Source organism: Caulobacter sp. GSs2 (assembly GCF_058680895.1).
Genome location: NZ_CM178725.1, coordinates 1,562,029 through 1,577,433 on the forward strand (window position 1 = coordinate 1,562,029; position 15,405 = coordinate 1,577,433).

Below are 15,405 nucleotides of genomic sequence, written 5' to 3' on the forward strand. Positions count from 1 at the left end.
ATGATCGACGCCCCCCGCCCCTCCGCCATCGCCGACGACAGCGGTCATGGCGGCCTGCAGACCTTCGTCACGGCGGGTCCCACCAGCCTGGTGGCCGACGTCAAGGTGGAGGCCGGCGGTCTGGACCTGGGTCCTGACCCTCACGATCTGGTCGCGGCGGGCCTGGCGGCCTGCACCACCATGACCCTGCGCCTCTACGCCAAGCGCAAGAACTGGCCTCTGGGCGCGGTGCATGTCGAGGTCCGCAGCAGCCGCGAGCCCGACATGACCCCGCCCGAGCGGTTTGACCGCGAGATCACGCTGGACGGCGACCTCGACGCCGAGCAGCGCGAACGCCTGCTGGCCATCGCCGAGATGTGCCCGATCCACAAGCTGCTGACCCAGGGCGCGCGGGTGGTGACGACGGTGGGGTGAATCTGAGCCACTCGCCCCCTCCGCGCCTTCGGCGCTCCTCCCCCGGAGGGGGAAGATGAGAGCGTCTTCCCCCTCCGGGGGAGGACGGCTGCGAAGCAGCCAGGAGGGGGCGAGTGCTAGCCGCTAAAACCCATACAGCGCCGCATACTCCGCATCCTTGCCGGCGATCTGCCGCGCGCAGTCGACCATCACCTTGGCCTGTTTCCAGGTCGCGTCGTCCTGCATCTTGCCGTCCAGCATCGCCACGCCGGTGCCGTCGGGCATGGCTTCCAGGATGCGCTTGGCGAAGATCACCTCGTCAGGGGCCGGGCTGAACACTTCCTTGGCGATGGCGATCTGGCTGGGGTGCAGGCTCCAGGCGCCCGCGCAGCCCATCAGGAAGGCGTTGCGGAACTGCTGCTCGCACGCCACCGGATCATCGATCGCGCCGAACGGGCCATAGAACGGCTTGATGCCATGAGCCGCGCAGGCGTCGACCATCTTGGCGAAGGTGTAGTGCCAGAGGTCCTGCTGCACCGAGGCGCGGGCCGAACCGTCGGCATGCGGATCCTCGATGACCCGGTAGCCGGGATGGCCGCCGCCCACGCGGGTGGTCTTCATGGCGCGGCTGGCGGCGAGATCCGCCGGGCCCAGGCTGATGCCCTGCATGCGCGGACTGGCCGCCGCGATCTGCTCGACGTTCATCACGCCCTCGGCCGTCTCCAGGATGGCGTGCAGCAGGATCGGCCGGGTGACGCCATGCTTGGCCTCCAGCGAGGCCAGCAACTGGTCCATGTAGAAGATGTCCCAAGGTCCCTCGACCTTGGGCACCATGATCACGTCGATCTTGTCGCCGGCCTTCTCGACGATGGTCGAGACCTCGTCCAGGTGCCAGGGCGAGTTGAGGCAGTTGATCCGGGTCCAGAAGCCGACGCCCAGGGCCTTGAAATCGGTGGCGCGTGACATCTCGATCAGCCCGGCCAGGGCCGCGCCCTTGGCGTCGGCGGGGATGGCGTCTTCGAGATTGGCCAGGATCACATCGACGCTCAAGGCGATCTCAGGGACCTTGGCGCGAACCTTCTCCAGGTGCGGCGGCACGAAGTGGATCATGCGCTCGACGCGGGCCGGAAGGTCGCGGTAGGGCGCGGGCGCGCCGATGGCCAAGGGTTTGAAAAAGCCTCGCGCGGTCTTCATCCGCCTACTCCCCGTTCTTGCTTGCTGCGTGACGGGCGCCGAAAGCGGCGTCCACTTTCGGCTGTCACGCTTGCTGTTCTTTTCGCAGTTGCGAGAAGATTGCGGCGGCGCGGAAGGGGCGTCAAGGCCTCAGCTTATCAGCGTTCAGAAACCTCAACCCTTTGGCGGCGCGATCGGCGGCGACATGGGGGGATCGTCAGGATCCTCGCGTTCCAGATCCAGGGCGGCGTCGTTGCTGGAGCCGGGCTTGGCGGCCTTGGCCTTGCTGCGGCGACGGGCGGCGGGTTCCAGCTTCAGGCTGGTCAGGGCCTCATCGCCCTCTTCGCCAAACAGGCCGCGCACCCGGATGTCGCGCTGCGGATAGGGGATCTCGACTTCCGCCGCGCGCAGGGCGTCGTCGATGGCCCAGGTATAGGCCGCGAAGATCGCCGCCGGGCGGCGCACCGCCTCCACCGTAGGCCAGACGATCAGCTCGAACTTCAGGGCGTGCTCGCCATAGCCGACCAGCCAGACCTGGGTGCGGCGCACGGAGTCGTCGGGAGAGGTGAAGGGCACCGACTTGGCCGCCTTCAGCACCGCCTCGCGCACCTTCTGCTTGTCGACGCCAAAGGCGGTGACGAACGGCACACGGATGCGGCGGTTGGTGTTGCGCAGGGTCCAGTTGATGACCAGGTCGTTGACCAGCACCGAGTTGGGCACGATCAGGTCGGTGCTGTCATTGGTGCGGATGCGGGTGGCGCGGGGACCGACCTCATGCACCACACCGCGCTGGCCGTTGGGCAGCTCGACGAAGTCGCCCACCGCCACCAGCCGCTCGAACACCAGCGAAATGCCCGAGGCGAAGTCCTTGACCATGCCCTGCAGGCCCAGACCGACGCCTACGCCCAGAGCGCCGGCGAACACCGCCAGCGAGGTCAGGTCCAGACCCATGGTCGACAGGCCCGCCACGAACCCGATGACCACCAGGCCGTAGGTCACCACCTTCTCGACGATGTACAGCGAAGCGGCGCTGCCGGCCGCCCGGGCGCGCAGGCGCTGCAAGCCCGCCGAGGTCAGCCGCGCGGCGAACAGGGCTGCAGCAATGATCAGCAGGGCCGCAGCCAGACCGCCGACTGTCACCGAGGCCTTGCCCAGCTTGAGAAGCTCGAAGGTGTCCAGGCGTTCCAGGGGATTCTCGGCCATGGCCTACTCTGAGCCGCGCCGCGTCATCGGATCAAGAGGGACGCTGGCCGGACTGGCCCAGATAGCGCCATGACCGCCAGGTCCCAATGGCATAGGCCACGCCGTAGAGCAGCACGATCAGCGAACTCCAGACGGCAAAGGCGTTAATCAGCCCGGGCTTCAACACCAGGATGGGAAACAGGATCAGGCCTCGCGCCAGATAGATCGCGCTGATCGTCACAAGGCCCGTGCGGATCAGGGGCAGCCGCGGGATCAGCCCGGCGCCGGAAAAGGCATAGGCTGACCAGATCGCCAGGATGGTCGCGATGCCCAGGGTCGTCACGACGGGAACCCAGGACCCCTGCTCGGCCGCCCGGGCCATGCCCTCGCCCGCGCCAAAGAACCGGTACCCGTCGGGTCCGCCGGCGATCACCGCGATATGCAGCAGCGCGGCGGCGGCGCTGAGCAAGCCTGCGGCGATAAGCCATTTGTCTCGCATGAGGTCCTCCGCTGAGCGGGAAACCATGGTCACGCTTTAGGGCGAAGATGGGGCCGCCCTGGCGTCAAAGCCAAAGGCCCGACGCCTCGATGCCATCGCCCCAGAACCCGGGTTTTGGCGGCGTGATCACCCCGCCCTCGACGCGCAGCCCGCCGGGGTGATCCACGGCCAGCCACCACGGCCCGTCGAGATCGGCGAACTGGCAGCTTCCGGCCAGATGCAGGGCCGGGGCGATGCCCAGCGACGAGGCGACCATGCAGCCGGTCATCAGCTGGAAGCCCAGGCCCCTGGCCTGTTCCAACATCCGCACGGCTTCGGACAGGCCGCCGGTCTTGTCGAGCTTGAGGTTCACCGCCTGATAGCGGCCGCGCAGGGCCGCCAGGTCGCCGCCGACATGCACCGACTCGTCGGCGCAGATCATGTAGGGGGGGTCATAGCCCTCCAGCGCCTGGTCGGCGTCGGCCGGCAGGGGCTGCTCGACAAGCGCGATCGGCAGGTCAGCCAGCAGCGAGCGCAGGCCGTGCAGGATCTCGAACGTCCAGCCCTCGTTGGGATCGACGATCAAGCGGGCGTCGGGCGCGGCGGCGGCCACGGCCCGCAGGCGGGCGGCGGGGTCTTCGGCGCCCAGCTTGATCTTGATCAGCGGCGCGGCGGCGACGGCCAGCGCGGCGACGGCCATGGCCTCGGGCGTGTCCAGGCTGACCGTGACGGCGGTGACCAGCGAGGTTGGAACCGGCAGGCCCGTGGCCTCGGCGACGCTGACGCCGGTGAGCCTGGCGCGCAGATCCCACAGCGCGCAGTCCAGGGCGTTGCGGGCCGCGCCGGGCGGCAACAGGGCCAGGGCCGCGCCATGATCGATATTGCCCTCGCCCGCGCGCTCAAGCATCGCCATAGCCGGCTGAAGCTGGGCCAGAACGCCCGCCACGGTCTCGTCATAGCGGCCATAGGGCACGCTCTCGCCACGTCCGACCTGACCGCCGGCCCGGGCCTCGACCACCACCACCTCGGCCGCCGTCTTGATCCCGCGCGAGATGCGGAACGGGGCCTTCAGCGGGTGATGGACGGCGCGGGCGGTGACGGACAGCGACATGAGCCAAGGCTTGTCATTGTTCGCGGGGCTTGGCGAGACCTCTACCAGGACCAGTCGCGGCGGATCGGCGAGTCGGCGCGGCGCTCGCGGAACACCTTCATCGCCAGGGGCCGGTCGACCACGAACAGGGCCAGCCAGACCAGCAGAACGCCCGCATAGCTGACCGCGCCCACAACGCCGGTGGGACGACCCGGACGGGCGGGACGGCGGGTGGGTTGAAAAGCGTGGGGCATGGCGTAGTCGGTCATGGCGTCCTCCTGGGATGCCTCACCCTCGCCCCTGCCTACGTCGGAAACGGACGCATGTTCCGAAACGCCGAACCGTTCCTATCTTCGGGACGTCGCCAGCGAACCTTCAACAGAGACCCATCATGTCCAAGCCGATCACGATCACCATCTCCCACCAGCTCGGCGCGGTCGAAGCGCGGCGGCGGATCGAGACCGGCTTTGCCCAACTGGCCGCCCAGATCCCGGGCGGCAAGGCCGATCAGGTGCATCAGTCGTGGGACGGCGACACCATGACCTTCTCGGCCGTGGCCATGGGTCAGACGATCAGCGGCACGATGGATGTGCTGGGCGACATGGTGAAACTCGACATCGTCCTGCCCGGCATGCTGGGCATGATCGCGGGCAAGATCCGGGATCAATTGCAGAAGCGTGGCCAGCTGCTGCTGGAGAAGAAGTAACCGTTCTCCCCGGCGAAGGGGGCCCGTTTACAGCCGACGGCTGTCGCGGTCATGCCGTCCGACGCTTTCGAACCGGCCTTCCTCGGCCTTGTGGATGTATTGCGACGCCACCAGCCAGGCCTTGACCGGCCGCAGCGTGCCCAGGCACGCCGCGATCAGGGCCGGGAAGACGGTGACGAAATGCACCCAGATCGGCGGGCGATAGGCGATCTCGACCCAGGCGAACACGCCGATCACGATGATGCCGACACCGCTCATCACGAAGAAGGCCGGGCCGTCGGCGGGATCGGCGAAAGCATAGCTCAGACCGCAACGATCACAGGCCGGGGCCAGCGTCAGGAACCCCCGGAACAGCTTGCCCTCGCCGCAGCGCGGACAGCGGCAACGCAGGCCGGAAATGACGGGCGGGGGGGAGTTGTAGACTGGATCGGCCATCAAAAGCCCTTCCTACAATCGCGCAATTGATACATACATTCTGGATGCAATGTATGTATTTGTGAGCCGCGAGACAACCGTCATGCTGTCGCATCCGTCCGCCGCCTGGCTGAAACGCGCAGAGGCCCTGACCGGTCCCGTCTATCAGCGGCTGGCCCAGGCGCTTGAGGCCGCGATCGCGGACGGGGAGTTGCAGGCCGGCGACCAGATCCCCGCCCAACGCGAAGTGGCCCGGCTGGTCGGCGTGGACTTCACCACCGTCACCCGCGCCTACGCCATCGCTCGCGAGCGTGGACTGATCGAGGGAACCGCCGGTCGCGGCACCTTCGTGCGCGGGCGGGTCGGCGAGGACGAAGCCGGGCTGGTCGATCTGTCGATGAACCTGCCGCCCCAGCCTCGAGGCCTGAACCTGGGCGCCCTGCTGCGCGAGACGACCGCCGCGGTGCTGGCCCGCACCGATCCGGCGGCGCTGATGGCCTATCACCCCGGCGCCGGATCCCTGGCCCAGCGCACGGCGGCGGCCAGCTGGCTGGCGCCGACCCTGGGCGCGGTTTCGCCCGATCGCGTGCTGATCGGCAGCGGCGCCCAGACCGCGCTCAGCGCCCTGCTGGCCCTGCTCGCCCGCCCGGGCGAGACCATCATCGTCGAAGCCCTGACCTATCCGGGCCTGCTGACCGCCGCCGCCCAGCGGGGCCTGCGGGTCATCGCCTGCCCGATGGATGATGAAGGCCTTGAGCCACAGGCCCTGGCCCAGCTCTGCGCCCGGCATCGCCCCCGCGCGATCTGCTGCACGCCCACCTTCCAGAACCCGACCACCGCGACGATGAGCCTGGCGCGACGCGAGGCCATCGTCGAGGTCGCCCGGGCGGCCGGGGTCGTGATCCTCGAGGACGACGCCTATGGCCTCTCCTCGGCCACGCCCCTGCCCGCCCTGGCCAGCCTGTGGCCGCAGGGCGTGTTCCACATCGCCACCACCGCCAAGACCCTGTCGCCGGGCCTGCGCATCGCCTTCGTCGCGGCGCCGGAAGATCGCGTGGCCGAGACGGCCGGGGCCCTGCACGCCATCGCCCAGATGCCCGCGCCCTTGATGGCGGCCGTGGTCACCAGCTGGATCCGCGAAGGTGACGCCCGGAGGGTGCTGGACGGCGTGCGCCACGAGGCGATCGAACGGCGGCGCCTGGCGGCCGAAATCCTGCCGATGGCGGTCGGCGGGCTTGAGAGCCTGCATGTCTGGCTGGAACTGCCCGCCGGCGGGCGCCGGGGGCGACTTCTGGCGGCGGCGCGGGCGCGCGGCCTGTCCCTGGTCGACGCCGAGACCTTCCGCGCGCCGGGCGTCACGCGCGAGGGTCTTCGGCTGTCGCTGGGCGCGCCGGCCAAGGCCTCGACCCTGGCCCGGGCCCTGCGCGACGTCGCGGGACTGCTGGCGGCGGAGTCCTCCTAAAAGGCGCCTTCGTCTTCGTCCCGGTCTTCACCGTCCCCGTCGGCATCGCCGCCGGTCGCGAGTTCCAGCGAGTCGATGATGTCGTCCATCTGCTCGGCGGTGATCGAGACATACAGGGTGTCGCCGCCGATGGCCGAGACCAGCAGGCGATAGCCGTCTTCAGTTTCTTGCAGGCTGAACGACTGGAGGGGCTGCAGCTTGGCCATGGGAGGCTCCGGTAAAATCAAGGCGCGGATATAGGCTCCCGGAGCCGACTTTGCCACGCCCCTGCGTCAGCGCTCTACTTCAGGGCGCCACGCCGCAGCATGGCGATATGGGCCGCGATCAGGGTTTCGCGCTCGACCCACGGAAATTCCGCCCGGGCGATCAGCAGCGACACCAGGCCATGAAGACCGGCCCACAGGGTCTGGGTGGCCAGTTGCGCGTCGTCCAGAACCGTCAGGCCGGCGGCCTGGTACTCACCGACCATGTCGCGGAAGAGATCGAACGCCTCCAGCCCCGCGATCAACGGCCGGTCGGCGGTCTTTTCCAAAAACCCGCCGTCATGGCTTTTCTCGATCATGAACGCCACGCGATAGGGGTTGGGGTTCTCGATCCCGAAATCGACATAAACCCGCAGCGACCGCTCGAAATTCTCCACTGTCGGCTGGCCGTGAACGCGCGCGGCCCCCATACGCTCGACCAGGGTGGCGAAGGCCCGCACGCACAGCTCGGCGGCCATGTCGTCCTTGGTGGTGAAATAGGCATAGAGCGCCGGTTGCGAAATTCCGGCCAGCTCGGCGATCTGCCGGGTCGAGACGGCGTGGACGCCGCGCTCGCTGAACAGGGTCAGGGCGGCGGCGAGGATCTCTTCGCGGCGTTCGGCCCCGTGGCCCTTGGCCTTACGCGGCGACCGCGTGGTTGACGTCTTCATTTTCCAACCTTCATCACTCCGCGCCAAGCTTGACAAGCGACAACAATCTATCACTGATAACTTATCATTGATTGATCTGGAACAAGGACGATGCGGCGCTCTCCCCAGCCCCTTCTCCAACGCGCGTTGCGGCCGCTCGTCTTCGCCGCCGCCCTGCCCTTGCTGGCGTCGTGCGGCGGCAAGGCCGAGCAGGCTGAAGCCCCTGCCCTGCCGACGCCCGTCGAGGCCGCTCAGGTCGCAGCGCCCCATGCCGCCGACGCGGTTTCGGGAACCGGCACGCTGGAGCGTCGGCGCGAAATGGCGCTGTCGTTCCGTATCGCCGGGGTGCTGACCCGCATGAGCGTCGAGGCAGGCGACAGCGTCCGCGCCGGCCAGGTCATCGCCACCATCGATCCGGCCAATCTGGACGCCCGCCAGCAGCAGACCTCGGCCGACCTCGAGCGCGCCCGCCGCGACGTCGAGCGCGACAAGGCTCTGTTCGAGAAGGGCTATGTCAGCCGACAGCGGCTGGACGACCGCCAGAGCGTGCTGAAATCGGCCCAGGCCGCCTATAGCTCGGCCAGTTTCGACCGGCGCTGGGCCCAGTTGGTCTCCCCTGCTTCGGGCGTGGTGCTGGCCCGTACCGCCCAGACCGGCGAAGTGGTCCAGCCCGGCCAGGTGGTGGCGCGCGTCGCCGACCTGACCAGCCCCCTGGTCCTGCGCCTGCCGCTGGCGGCCCGTGACGCCGCCCGCGTCCGGGTGGGCGACAGCGCCCGGGTCAGGGTCGAGGATCTGAGCGGACAGCTGCTGAACGGAACCGTCACCCGCGTGGGCGAGGCGGCCGACACCCGCACAGGGGCCGTGACCGTCGAGATCGAACTGGCCGGCCGGCCAGAGCTGCGCAGCGGCCAGATCGCCAATGCCGAGCTGACGGTTCGCGCCGCGCCAAGCGCAGGCGGCCAATATGCCCGCATTCCCGCCGAGGCGGTGCTGGAAGCCCAGGGCGCCCGCGCCTTCGTGCTGCGGCTGGACCGCGGCGTCGCCCGCCGCACGGCTGTCGGCTTTGGCGGCTTTGACGGCGACGACGCCTTGGTCTCGGGCCTGGCCGACGGCGCCCAGGTGATCACGGCCGGGGCCGGCTTCGTCTCCGACGGCGAGAAGGTCCGTGTCGTCGACCCCGCAAAGCTGGCCGGGAGCCGATAGTCGTGAAGTTCGACCTCGCCGGACTGGCCGTTCATCGCTGGCAGTTCACCCTGGTGGCGTTTGGCCTGCTGGTCATGCTGGGCTTCAACGCCTTCACCAGCATTCCGCGCTCGGAAGATCCGCACTTCCCGATCCCGATCGTCATCGTCCGCGCCGTGCTGCCGGGGGCCGAGCCTTCCGAGATGGAGCAACTGGTCGTCGACCCGATCGAGGACGCCGTCGACGGTCTGGACAATATCGAAAAGGTCGAGTCGACCAGCGCCGATGGCGCGGCCTCGGTCCGCGTCCACTTCACCTGGGATGTGGATCCCGAGCGCAAATACGATCAGGTCGTGCGCGAGGTGAACGCCATTCGCGGCAATCTGCCGAGCGGCATCGCCCGGCTGGACATCCAGCGGGCCCGCACCACCGAGGTCGCCATCGTCCAGGTGGCCCTGACCAGCGACGTGCTACCGATGCGCCGCCTGGAAAAGACGGCCGACCGCCTGCGCGAACGGCTCGACCGCGTGCCCGGCGTCCGCGAGGCCCGCTATTGGGGCGCGCCGTCTTCCGAGGTTCAGGTCACGCTGGACCTGGCGCGTCTGTCAGCCCTGAGACTGCCCGCCACCGCCGTCGCCGACGCCCTGCGCCAGGCGGGCGCCGAGGCGCCGATCGGCGCCGTGCAAGCCGGAGAGCGGCGCTTCAACGTCAAGTCCGGCGGGGCCTTCCGCTCGCTGGAGGCCGTGGGCGACACCCCCGTGCGCGCCATCGGCGGCCAGGTCACCCGGGTGCGGGACGTGGCCAAGGTGGCCTGGGCTCAGCAGGAGCCAACCCATCTGGCCCGCTTCAACGGCCAGCGCGCCGTGTTCCTGACCGTGACCCAGAAGGACGGCCAGGATGTCACCAAGATCACCAAGAGCGTCGAGCAGGTGCTGGACGAGTACGAAAAGATCCTGCCGGCCGGCGTCAAGCTGCAACGTGGCTTCGTCCAGGCCGACAACGTCAAGCACCGGCTCAACGCCCTGTTCCGCGATTTCGGCATCGCCCTGGTTCTGGTGCTGATCACCCTGCTGCCGCTGGGGCCGCGCGCCGGGCTGGTGGTGATGGTCTCGATCCCGCTCAGCCTGCTGATCGGCCTGTCGATGCTGCAGGCCTTTGGCTTTACCCTCAACCAGCTGTCGATCGCCGGCTTTGTGCTGTCGCTGGGCCTGCTGGTCGACGACAGCATCGTCATCACCGAAAACATCGCCCGCCGCATCCGCGAGGGCGAGGAGCGCACCGAGGCGGCGGTCAACGGCACCCGCCAGATCGGCCTGGCGGTGATCGGCTGCACCGCGACCCTGATGCTGGCCTTCCTGCCGCTGATGGCCCTGCCCGCCGGCTCCGGGGCCTATATCAAGTCGCTGCCGGTGACGGTGCTGTGCACCATCGCCGCCTCGCTGCTGGTCTCGATGACCATCATCCCGTTCCTGGCCAGCCGGATCCTGGACAAGCATTCCGATCCCGAGGGCAACGCCCTGCTGCGGGCCGTCAATGGCGGCATTCACCGCTTCTATCGCCCGGTGCTGCACTGGGCTCTGGCCCGACCCTGGGCGGCGCTGGCGATCATGCTGGCCCTGTGCCTGACCACCTATCCGATGCTGAAACTGATCGGCTCCAGCCTGTTCCCGCCGGCCGAGACGCCGCAGTTCCTGGTGCGCATCGAGACGCCCGACGGCTCATCCCTGGCCCGCACCGACCGCGCCCTGAAATTCGTCGAGCAGCGCCTGAAGGCCACCCCCGAAGTCACCTGGCGCGCCGCCAATCTGGGCCGGGGCAATCCGCAGATCTTCTACAACCAGTCGCAACGCGAGAGCGCCACCACCTATGCCGAGGTCTTTGTCAGCCTCAAGGCCTGGGAGCCGGACAAGAGCGACAAGGTGCTGGACGGTCTGCGCAAGGACTTCAGCGACTTCCCCGGCGCGCGGATCAGCGTCGTCACCTTCGAGAACGGCCCGCCCATCGACGCGCCGATCGCCATCCGTCTGACCGGCCAGAACCTGGACGCGCTGAAGGCCCTGGCCGCCCGCGCCGAGGAGATCCTGAAGGCCACCCCCGGCACGCGCGACGTCACCAACCCCGTCCGCCTCGACCGCACCGATCTCGACCTGGGCGTCGACGAGGCCAAGGCCTCGGCCCTGGGCGTGCCCGCCGGCGCGGCCCGCCGCGCGGCGCGGCTGGCCCTGTCGGGCGAGGAAACCGCCCGCTTCCGCGATCCGGACGGCGACGACTATGCGGTCAAGGTGCGGCTGCCGATGGAAGAGGCCGACGGCGCGGCGCGCAATCCGCTGTCGGCCCTCAAGGGGATCTATGTGCCCACCGCCGACGGCCTGGCCGCGCGCCTGGACGCCGTGGCCACCCCGACCCTGAAATCCAGCCCGGCCCGCATCGACCGCTTCGACCGTGAGCGGACAGTGACGGTCACCGCCTATGTCTCCACCGGCTTCCTGGCCGCCAAGGTGACCCAGGACGTCGTGGCCCGGATGGAGAAGGACCTGCCCATGCCCCCCGGCTATCGCCTGGGCCTGGGCGGCCAGGCCGAGGCCCAGTCGGAAAGCTTCGCCGGTCTGGGCGCGGCGGTGCTGGTGGCCGTGTTCGGCATCCTGGCGGTGCTGGTCCTGGAGTTCCAGAAGTTCAAGACCGCCCTGGTCGTGGCCGGCATCATCCCGTTCGGCATCTTCGGCGCGGTGGCGGCCCTGGCCATCACCGGCAACTCGCTGAGCTTTACGGCGACCATCGGGCTGATCGCCCTGATCGGCATCGAGATCAAGAACTCGATCCTGTTGGTCGACTTCACCGAACAGCTGCGACGCGAGGGCATGGGCCTGCACGACGCCATCGAAAAGGCCGGCGAGGTGCGGTTCCTGCCCGTGCTGCTGACCTCTGTGACGGCCATCGGCGGCTTGCTGCCGCTGGCGCTGGAGCGGTCGGGACTCTACTCGCCGCTGGCCATCGCGATCATCGGCGGGCTGATCACGAGCACGGTGCTGTCGCGGGTGGCGACGCCGGTGATGTACTGGCTGACGGCGCGGGGTGACGAGCGGGCCTAGGGTTTTCCGACGGCGCCCACGCGGCGGGCGGCGCAGGCGGAGCGACACGTAGCCTAAAAGCTGACGCCGCCAAGGTCCGGGAAGGGTGAGGAGCGGACGCTCTGAACGAAACCCTCTCTCTTTGAGAGAGGGCGGGGCCCGCCGCCGTAGGCGGTGGGAGGGTGAGAGGTTTCGCCGTTGGCCGGAAAATCCCGATTCCTGTCGTTGAGCGCCCAGACGCTTCAGATCATGCTCTCGACATAGACAAGACCGCCATTGCCCGTCGCCTCCGCCGTAGCCAGACCCTGGCCGAGAAGACGCTCTGGACCCTCGTTCGCAATCGCCGACTGGGCGGGTTCAGGTTCCTGCGGCAGGTCGCTATAGACCGCTACTTCGCCGACTTCGTCTGCGAGGCGGGCAAGCTGATCGTGGAGCTAGACGGCGAGGCCCATGAAGGCCGCGAGGACTATGATGAACAGCGCACCCAGGCGCTGGAACTCTACGGCTATGTTGTGATGAGGTTTCCCAACGCGCGGGTGCTGACCGACCCTGGCGGCGTATCAGATGACATCCTGGCGGTGCTTCGTTCGGACAGGGTGTAACCTCTCACCCTCCCACCGCTGCGCGGCGGGCCCCGCCCTCTCTCAAAGAGAGAGGGTTGATTGAGCCCGGCTTGGGTCGAAAGCGGTCCCCGGCTCATTGCCAGCAAGCGAACGCCCCGCGTCCCGCTCATCCTTAAATCTCCTGGAGGCTGCAGCGTGCCGGTCTGACCAGGTCAGTCCGGCGATCGTCTCGCCGTGAGATTTAAGGATGGCTCCCTTCGGCGCGAAGGGGGGCTGGGCGCCTAGATCGAACCCTTCTCCCAGAGGGAGAAGGAGGGGCCCGCGCCGCAGGCGTGGGAGGATGAGGGGTTTGCGAAGCCCTTCCGGACAAGGCAGGGCCGTCGGGCGCCAGGACGGCCACCGGTGTAACCCCTCACCCTCCCACGCAAGCGTGGGTCCCTCCCTCTCCCTCTGGGAGAGGGCTGGGCGTACGGGGATTGGCCGCGCCCAATCCCCATTCTTTTCAAAGCAAACCCCAACCGGATCAACCGCTTGCAAAAAACTTGATCGCGCCAATCCTCGGCGTTCAAACCGCCCGCATAATCATCCCACCTCGTCGCGAGGAAAGGGCGCAAGGCCAGCGACCATTGCGGCGGCGGGGGGTGATCGAGCGGGGCTGGGGTCGAGGGGGATACTCGACCGGTCCGGGGATCCTGGCGTTGCAGGACCCGCCCGCCGTCGGCGTGGATGGGGATCAAGGCGAGTGTTGGTCAGGATTGGCCCCACGCCCCCCGACCTTCGGGACTTCGGGAAACCGAGGCGTCCGGGTTCCGGTAAGGCCCCAACTGGGCCACCCGCCGGGACGCTGATGGATAACGACCACGCGGAGCGCTCGGCTTCGTCGAAACGGTTATTCTATTTTCCTCCGGACGTGGTCCGGACGCTCCGCGACCCTTTCCATCCCTTCAGCGAGCAGTCGCGTGAGGCTGAAAACCCGCGCGCCCTTGCCTATTATACACTCGTATAGCAACCTCTCCCCTTCAACTCGGGGAACACACCACATGGCCGCTGCACAAACCCGCGACGCCGTCATTATCGGCGGCGGCCACAACGGCCTCGTCTGCGCCTTCTACCTGGCCACGGCCGGACTGAAGGTCACGATCTGCGAGGCGCGGAGCGTGGTCGGCGGGGCGGCCGTGACCGAGGAATTTCACCCAGGCTTCCGCAACTCGGTGGCCAGCTACACGGTCAGCCTGCTGAGCCCCAAGGTGCTGGCCGACATGGGCCTGCACGGCCACGGCCTGAAGATCGTCGAGCGACCGATCTCCAACTTCCTGCCGATCAGCGACAGCAAATATCTGAAACTGGGCGGCGGTCTTGAGCGCACCCAGGAGGCGTTCCGCCAGTACAGCCGCCGCGACGCCGAGGTGCTGCCGGCCTATTACGCCATGCTCGACGAGATCGGCGACGTGCTGCGCGACCTGGCGGCCGAGACCCCGCCCAATCTGGGCGACGGCATCCACGGCCTGCTGCGCGGCGCCCGCCAGGGCACGCGGCTGGCCCTGCTGAGCAAGGAACGCAAGCGCGACCTGCTGGACCTGTTCACAAAGAGCGCCCGCGACTTCCTGGACGGCTGGTTCGAGAGCGACGCGGTCAAGGCCAGCTTCGGCTTCGACGCCGTGGTCGGCAACTTCGCCAGCCCCGATAGCCCGGGCTCGGCCTATGTGCTGCTGCACCACACCTTCGGCGAGGTGAACGGCAAGAAGGGGGCCTGGGGCCACGCGATCGGCGGCATGGGCGCGATCACTCAAGCGATGGCCAAGGCCTGCGAAGCGCTGGGCGTCGAGATCCTGCTCGATGCGCCGGTCGAGGCGGTGCATGTCGAACACGGCAAGGACGGCCCCCGAGCCACGGGCGTGCAGCTGGTGGACGGCCGCCAGATCATGGCCCCGATCATCTCGTCCAACCTCAATCCGTCGCTGCTGTACGGCAAGCTGATCGCGCCCTCGGCCCTGCCCGCCGCCTTCACGAAAGCGATCAAGGGCTACAAGAACGGCTCGGGCACCTTCCGGATGAACGTGGCCCTGTCGGAGCTGCCGGACTTCACCTGCCTGCCCGGCAAGGTCTCGGCCGAGCACCATCAGTGCGGCATCGTGATCTCGCCCAGCCTGGACTACATGGACGAGGCCTATCGCGACGCCAAGGCCTTCGGCATCAGCAAGAAGCCGATCGTCGAGATGCTGATCCCCTCGACCCTGGACCCCACCCTGGCCCCGCCCGGCCAGCACGTGGCCAGCCTGTTCTGCCAGCAGTTTGCCTGGGACCTGCCTGACGGTCGCACCTGGGACAACGAGCGCGAGGCGGCGGCCGACCTGATCATCGACACGGTCAATGACTGGGCCCCCAACTTCAAGGCCTCGGTCCTGGGACGGATGATCCTGTCGCCGACGGACCTGGAGCGGAAGTTCGGCCTGGTCAACGGCGACATTATGCATGGCCACATGTCGCTGGATCAGCTGTGGGCGGCTCGGCCGGTGCTGGGTCACGCCAGCCATCGCGGCCCGCTGAAGGGCCTCTACATGTGCGGCGCCGGCTGTCATCCGGGCGGCGGGGTGTCCGGCAATCCGGGCCGCAACGCGGCGCGCGAGATCCTGCGCGACAAGGACTTTGTCACGGCGCTGAAGCTGTCGGCGGTGGGGCGGTGATGCAACAAAATCCGCTCTTCCCGGCGAAGGCCGGGATCCAGATTCATCCAGAGAGGCTGGGGTGTTCGCGCCCAGCGCAGGCGCTCAAGATCCAGCGGCTCTTGGGTTCGATCTGGGC

General features: G+C 68.4%; 15 protein-coding genes and 1 pseudogene. 7 read left to right on the plus strand and 9 right to left on the minus strand.

From position 1 onward, the window contains the following. A complete protein-coding gene (locus ACW17Z_RS07620; RefSeq protein ID WP_492058225.1) occupies positions 1-414 on the plus strand; it encodes an OsmC family protein in 414 nt (137 codons plus the stop codon). A 123-nt stretch (positions 415-537) separates the two neighbouring features. Here the strand turns inward: ACW17Z_RS07620 and ACW17Z_RS07625 are convergent, their stop codons facing one another. The 5 genes from ACW17Z_RS07625 to didA form a co-directional block, all read right to left on the minus strand. Beyond that, positions 538-1,587: an HpcH/HpaI aldolase/citrate lyase family protein gene (locus tag ACW17Z_RS07625; RefSeq protein ID WP_419320076.1), complete on the minus strand. Its 1,050-nt coding sequence runs from the start codon at positions 1,585-1,587 to the stop codon at positions 538-540. A 153-nt stretch (positions 1,588-1,740) separates the two neighbouring features. Then, positions 1,741-2,769: a mechanosensitive ion channel family protein gene (locus tag ACW17Z_RS07630; RefSeq protein WP_492058226.1), complete on the minus strand. Its 1,029-nt coding sequence runs from the start codon at positions 2,767-2,769 to the stop codon at positions 1,741-1,743. A 31-nt stretch (positions 2,770-2,800) separates the two neighbouring features. Then, positions 2,801-3,247 (minus strand): hypothetical protein, encoded by a 447-nt coding sequence (locus ACW17Z_RS07635; RefSeq protein ID WP_492058227.1) that lies wholly within the window; start codon positions 3,245-3,247, stop codon positions 2,801-2,803. 64 nt (positions 3,248-3,311) lie between these two features. After that, the gene (gene dgcA, locus ACW17Z_RS07640) at positions 3,312-4,337 is read right to left on the minus strand and encodes an N-acetyl-D-Glu racemase DgcA (protein ID WP_492058228.1); all 1,026 of its coding nucleotides are present in this window, start codon (positions 4,335-4,337) and stop codon (positions 3,312-3,314) included. Between the two features lie 41 nt (positions 4,338-4,378). Further along, the gene (gene didA, locus ACW17Z_RS07645) at positions 4,379-4,585 is read right to left on the minus strand and encodes a DNA damage-induced SOS-independent cell division inhibitor A (RefSeq protein WP_492058229.1); all 207 of its coding nucleotides are present in this window, start codon (positions 4,583-4,585) and stop codon (positions 4,379-4,381) included. A 122-nt stretch (positions 4,586-4,707) separates the two neighbouring features. Between didA and ACW17Z_RS07650 the strand changes: the two genes are divergently transcribed. Continuing rightward, entirely contained in the window at positions 4,708-5,022 is a 315-nt protein-coding gene (locus tag ACW17Z_RS07650) for a polyhydroxyalkanoic acid system family protein (RefSeq protein WP_492058230.1), read from the plus strand. 27 nt (positions 5,023-5,049) lie between these two features. Here ACW17Z_RS07650 and ACW17Z_RS07655 read toward each other — a convergent pair whose 3' ends face one another. Next, positions 5,050-5,457: a DUF983 domain-containing protein gene (locus ACW17Z_RS07655; protein ID WP_492058231.1), complete on the minus strand. Its 408-nt coding sequence runs from the start codon at positions 5,455-5,457 to the stop codon at positions 5,050-5,052. A gap of 49 nt (positions 5,458-5,506) precedes the next feature. Here ACW17Z_RS07655 and ACW17Z_RS07660 point away from each other — a divergent pair, with 49 nt between their 5' ends. Continuing rightward, positions 5,507-6,898 carry an aminotransferase-like domain-containing protein gene (locus ACW17Z_RS07660; RefSeq protein ID WP_492058232.1) on the plus strand — a complete coding sequence of 464 codons (1,392 nt, stop codon included), beginning with the start codon at positions 5,507-5,509 and terminating at the stop codon, positions 6,896-6,898. Here the strand turns inward: ACW17Z_RS07660 and ACW17Z_RS07665 are convergent. Continuing rightward, positions 6,895-7,104 carry a hypothetical protein gene (locus ACW17Z_RS07665; RefSeq protein WP_492058233.1) on the minus strand — a complete coding sequence of 70 codons (210 nt, stop codon included), beginning with the start codon at positions 7,102-7,104 and terminating at the stop codon, positions 6,895-6,897. The genes ACW17Z_RS07660 and ACW17Z_RS07665 overlap by 4 nt on opposite strands. Positions 7,105-7,178: 74 nt before the next feature. Next, positions 7,179-7,811, minus strand: coding sequence for a TetR/AcrR family transcriptional regulator (locus tag ACW17Z_RS07670; RefSeq protein ID WP_492058234.1), 633 nt, complete (start codon positions 7,809-7,811; stop codon positions 7,179-7,181). Positions 7,812-7,901: 90 nt separating this feature from the next. Between ACW17Z_RS07670 and ACW17Z_RS07675 the strand changes: the two genes are divergently transcribed. The 3 genes from ACW17Z_RS07675 (at position 7,902) to ACW17Z_RS07685 (ending at position 12,642) form a co-directional block, all read left to right on the plus strand. Beyond that, a complete protein-coding gene (locus ACW17Z_RS07675; RefSeq protein WP_492058235.1) occupies positions 7,902-8,993 on the plus strand; it encodes an efflux RND transporter periplasmic adaptor subunit in 1,092 nt (363 codons plus the stop codon). A 2-nt stretch (positions 8,994-8,995) separates the two neighbouring features. Continuing rightward, positions 8,996-12,061, plus strand: coding sequence for an efflux RND transporter permease subunit (locus tag ACW17Z_RS07680; RefSeq protein ID WP_492058236.1), 3,066 nt, complete (start codon positions 8,996-8,998; stop codon positions 12,059-12,061). A gap of 239 nt (positions 12,062-12,300) precedes the next feature. Beyond that, positions 12,301-12,642, plus strand: a complete 342-nt coding sequence (locus tag ACW17Z_RS07685) for an endonuclease domain-containing protein (RefSeq protein ID WP_492058500.1) — start codon at positions 12,301-12,303, stop codon at positions 12,640-12,642. 543 nt (positions 12,643-13,185) lie between these two features. On the opposite strand, the pseudogene ACW17Z_RS07690 reads toward ACW17Z_RS07685, so the two are convergent. Beyond that, positions 13,186-13,296 (minus strand): annotated as a pseudogene (locus ACW17Z_RS07690) (hypothetical protein); the annotation flags it as partial. A gap of 347 nt (positions 13,297-13,643) precedes the next feature. Between ACW17Z_RS07690 and ACW17Z_RS07695 the strand changes: the two are divergent. Next, positions 13,644-15,287 (plus strand): phytoene desaturase family protein, encoded by a 1,644-nt coding sequence (locus ACW17Z_RS07695; RefSeq protein ID WP_492058237.1) that lies wholly within the window; start codon positions 13,644-13,646, stop codon positions 15,285-15,287. Positions 15,288-15,405: the final 118 nt, after the last annotated feature.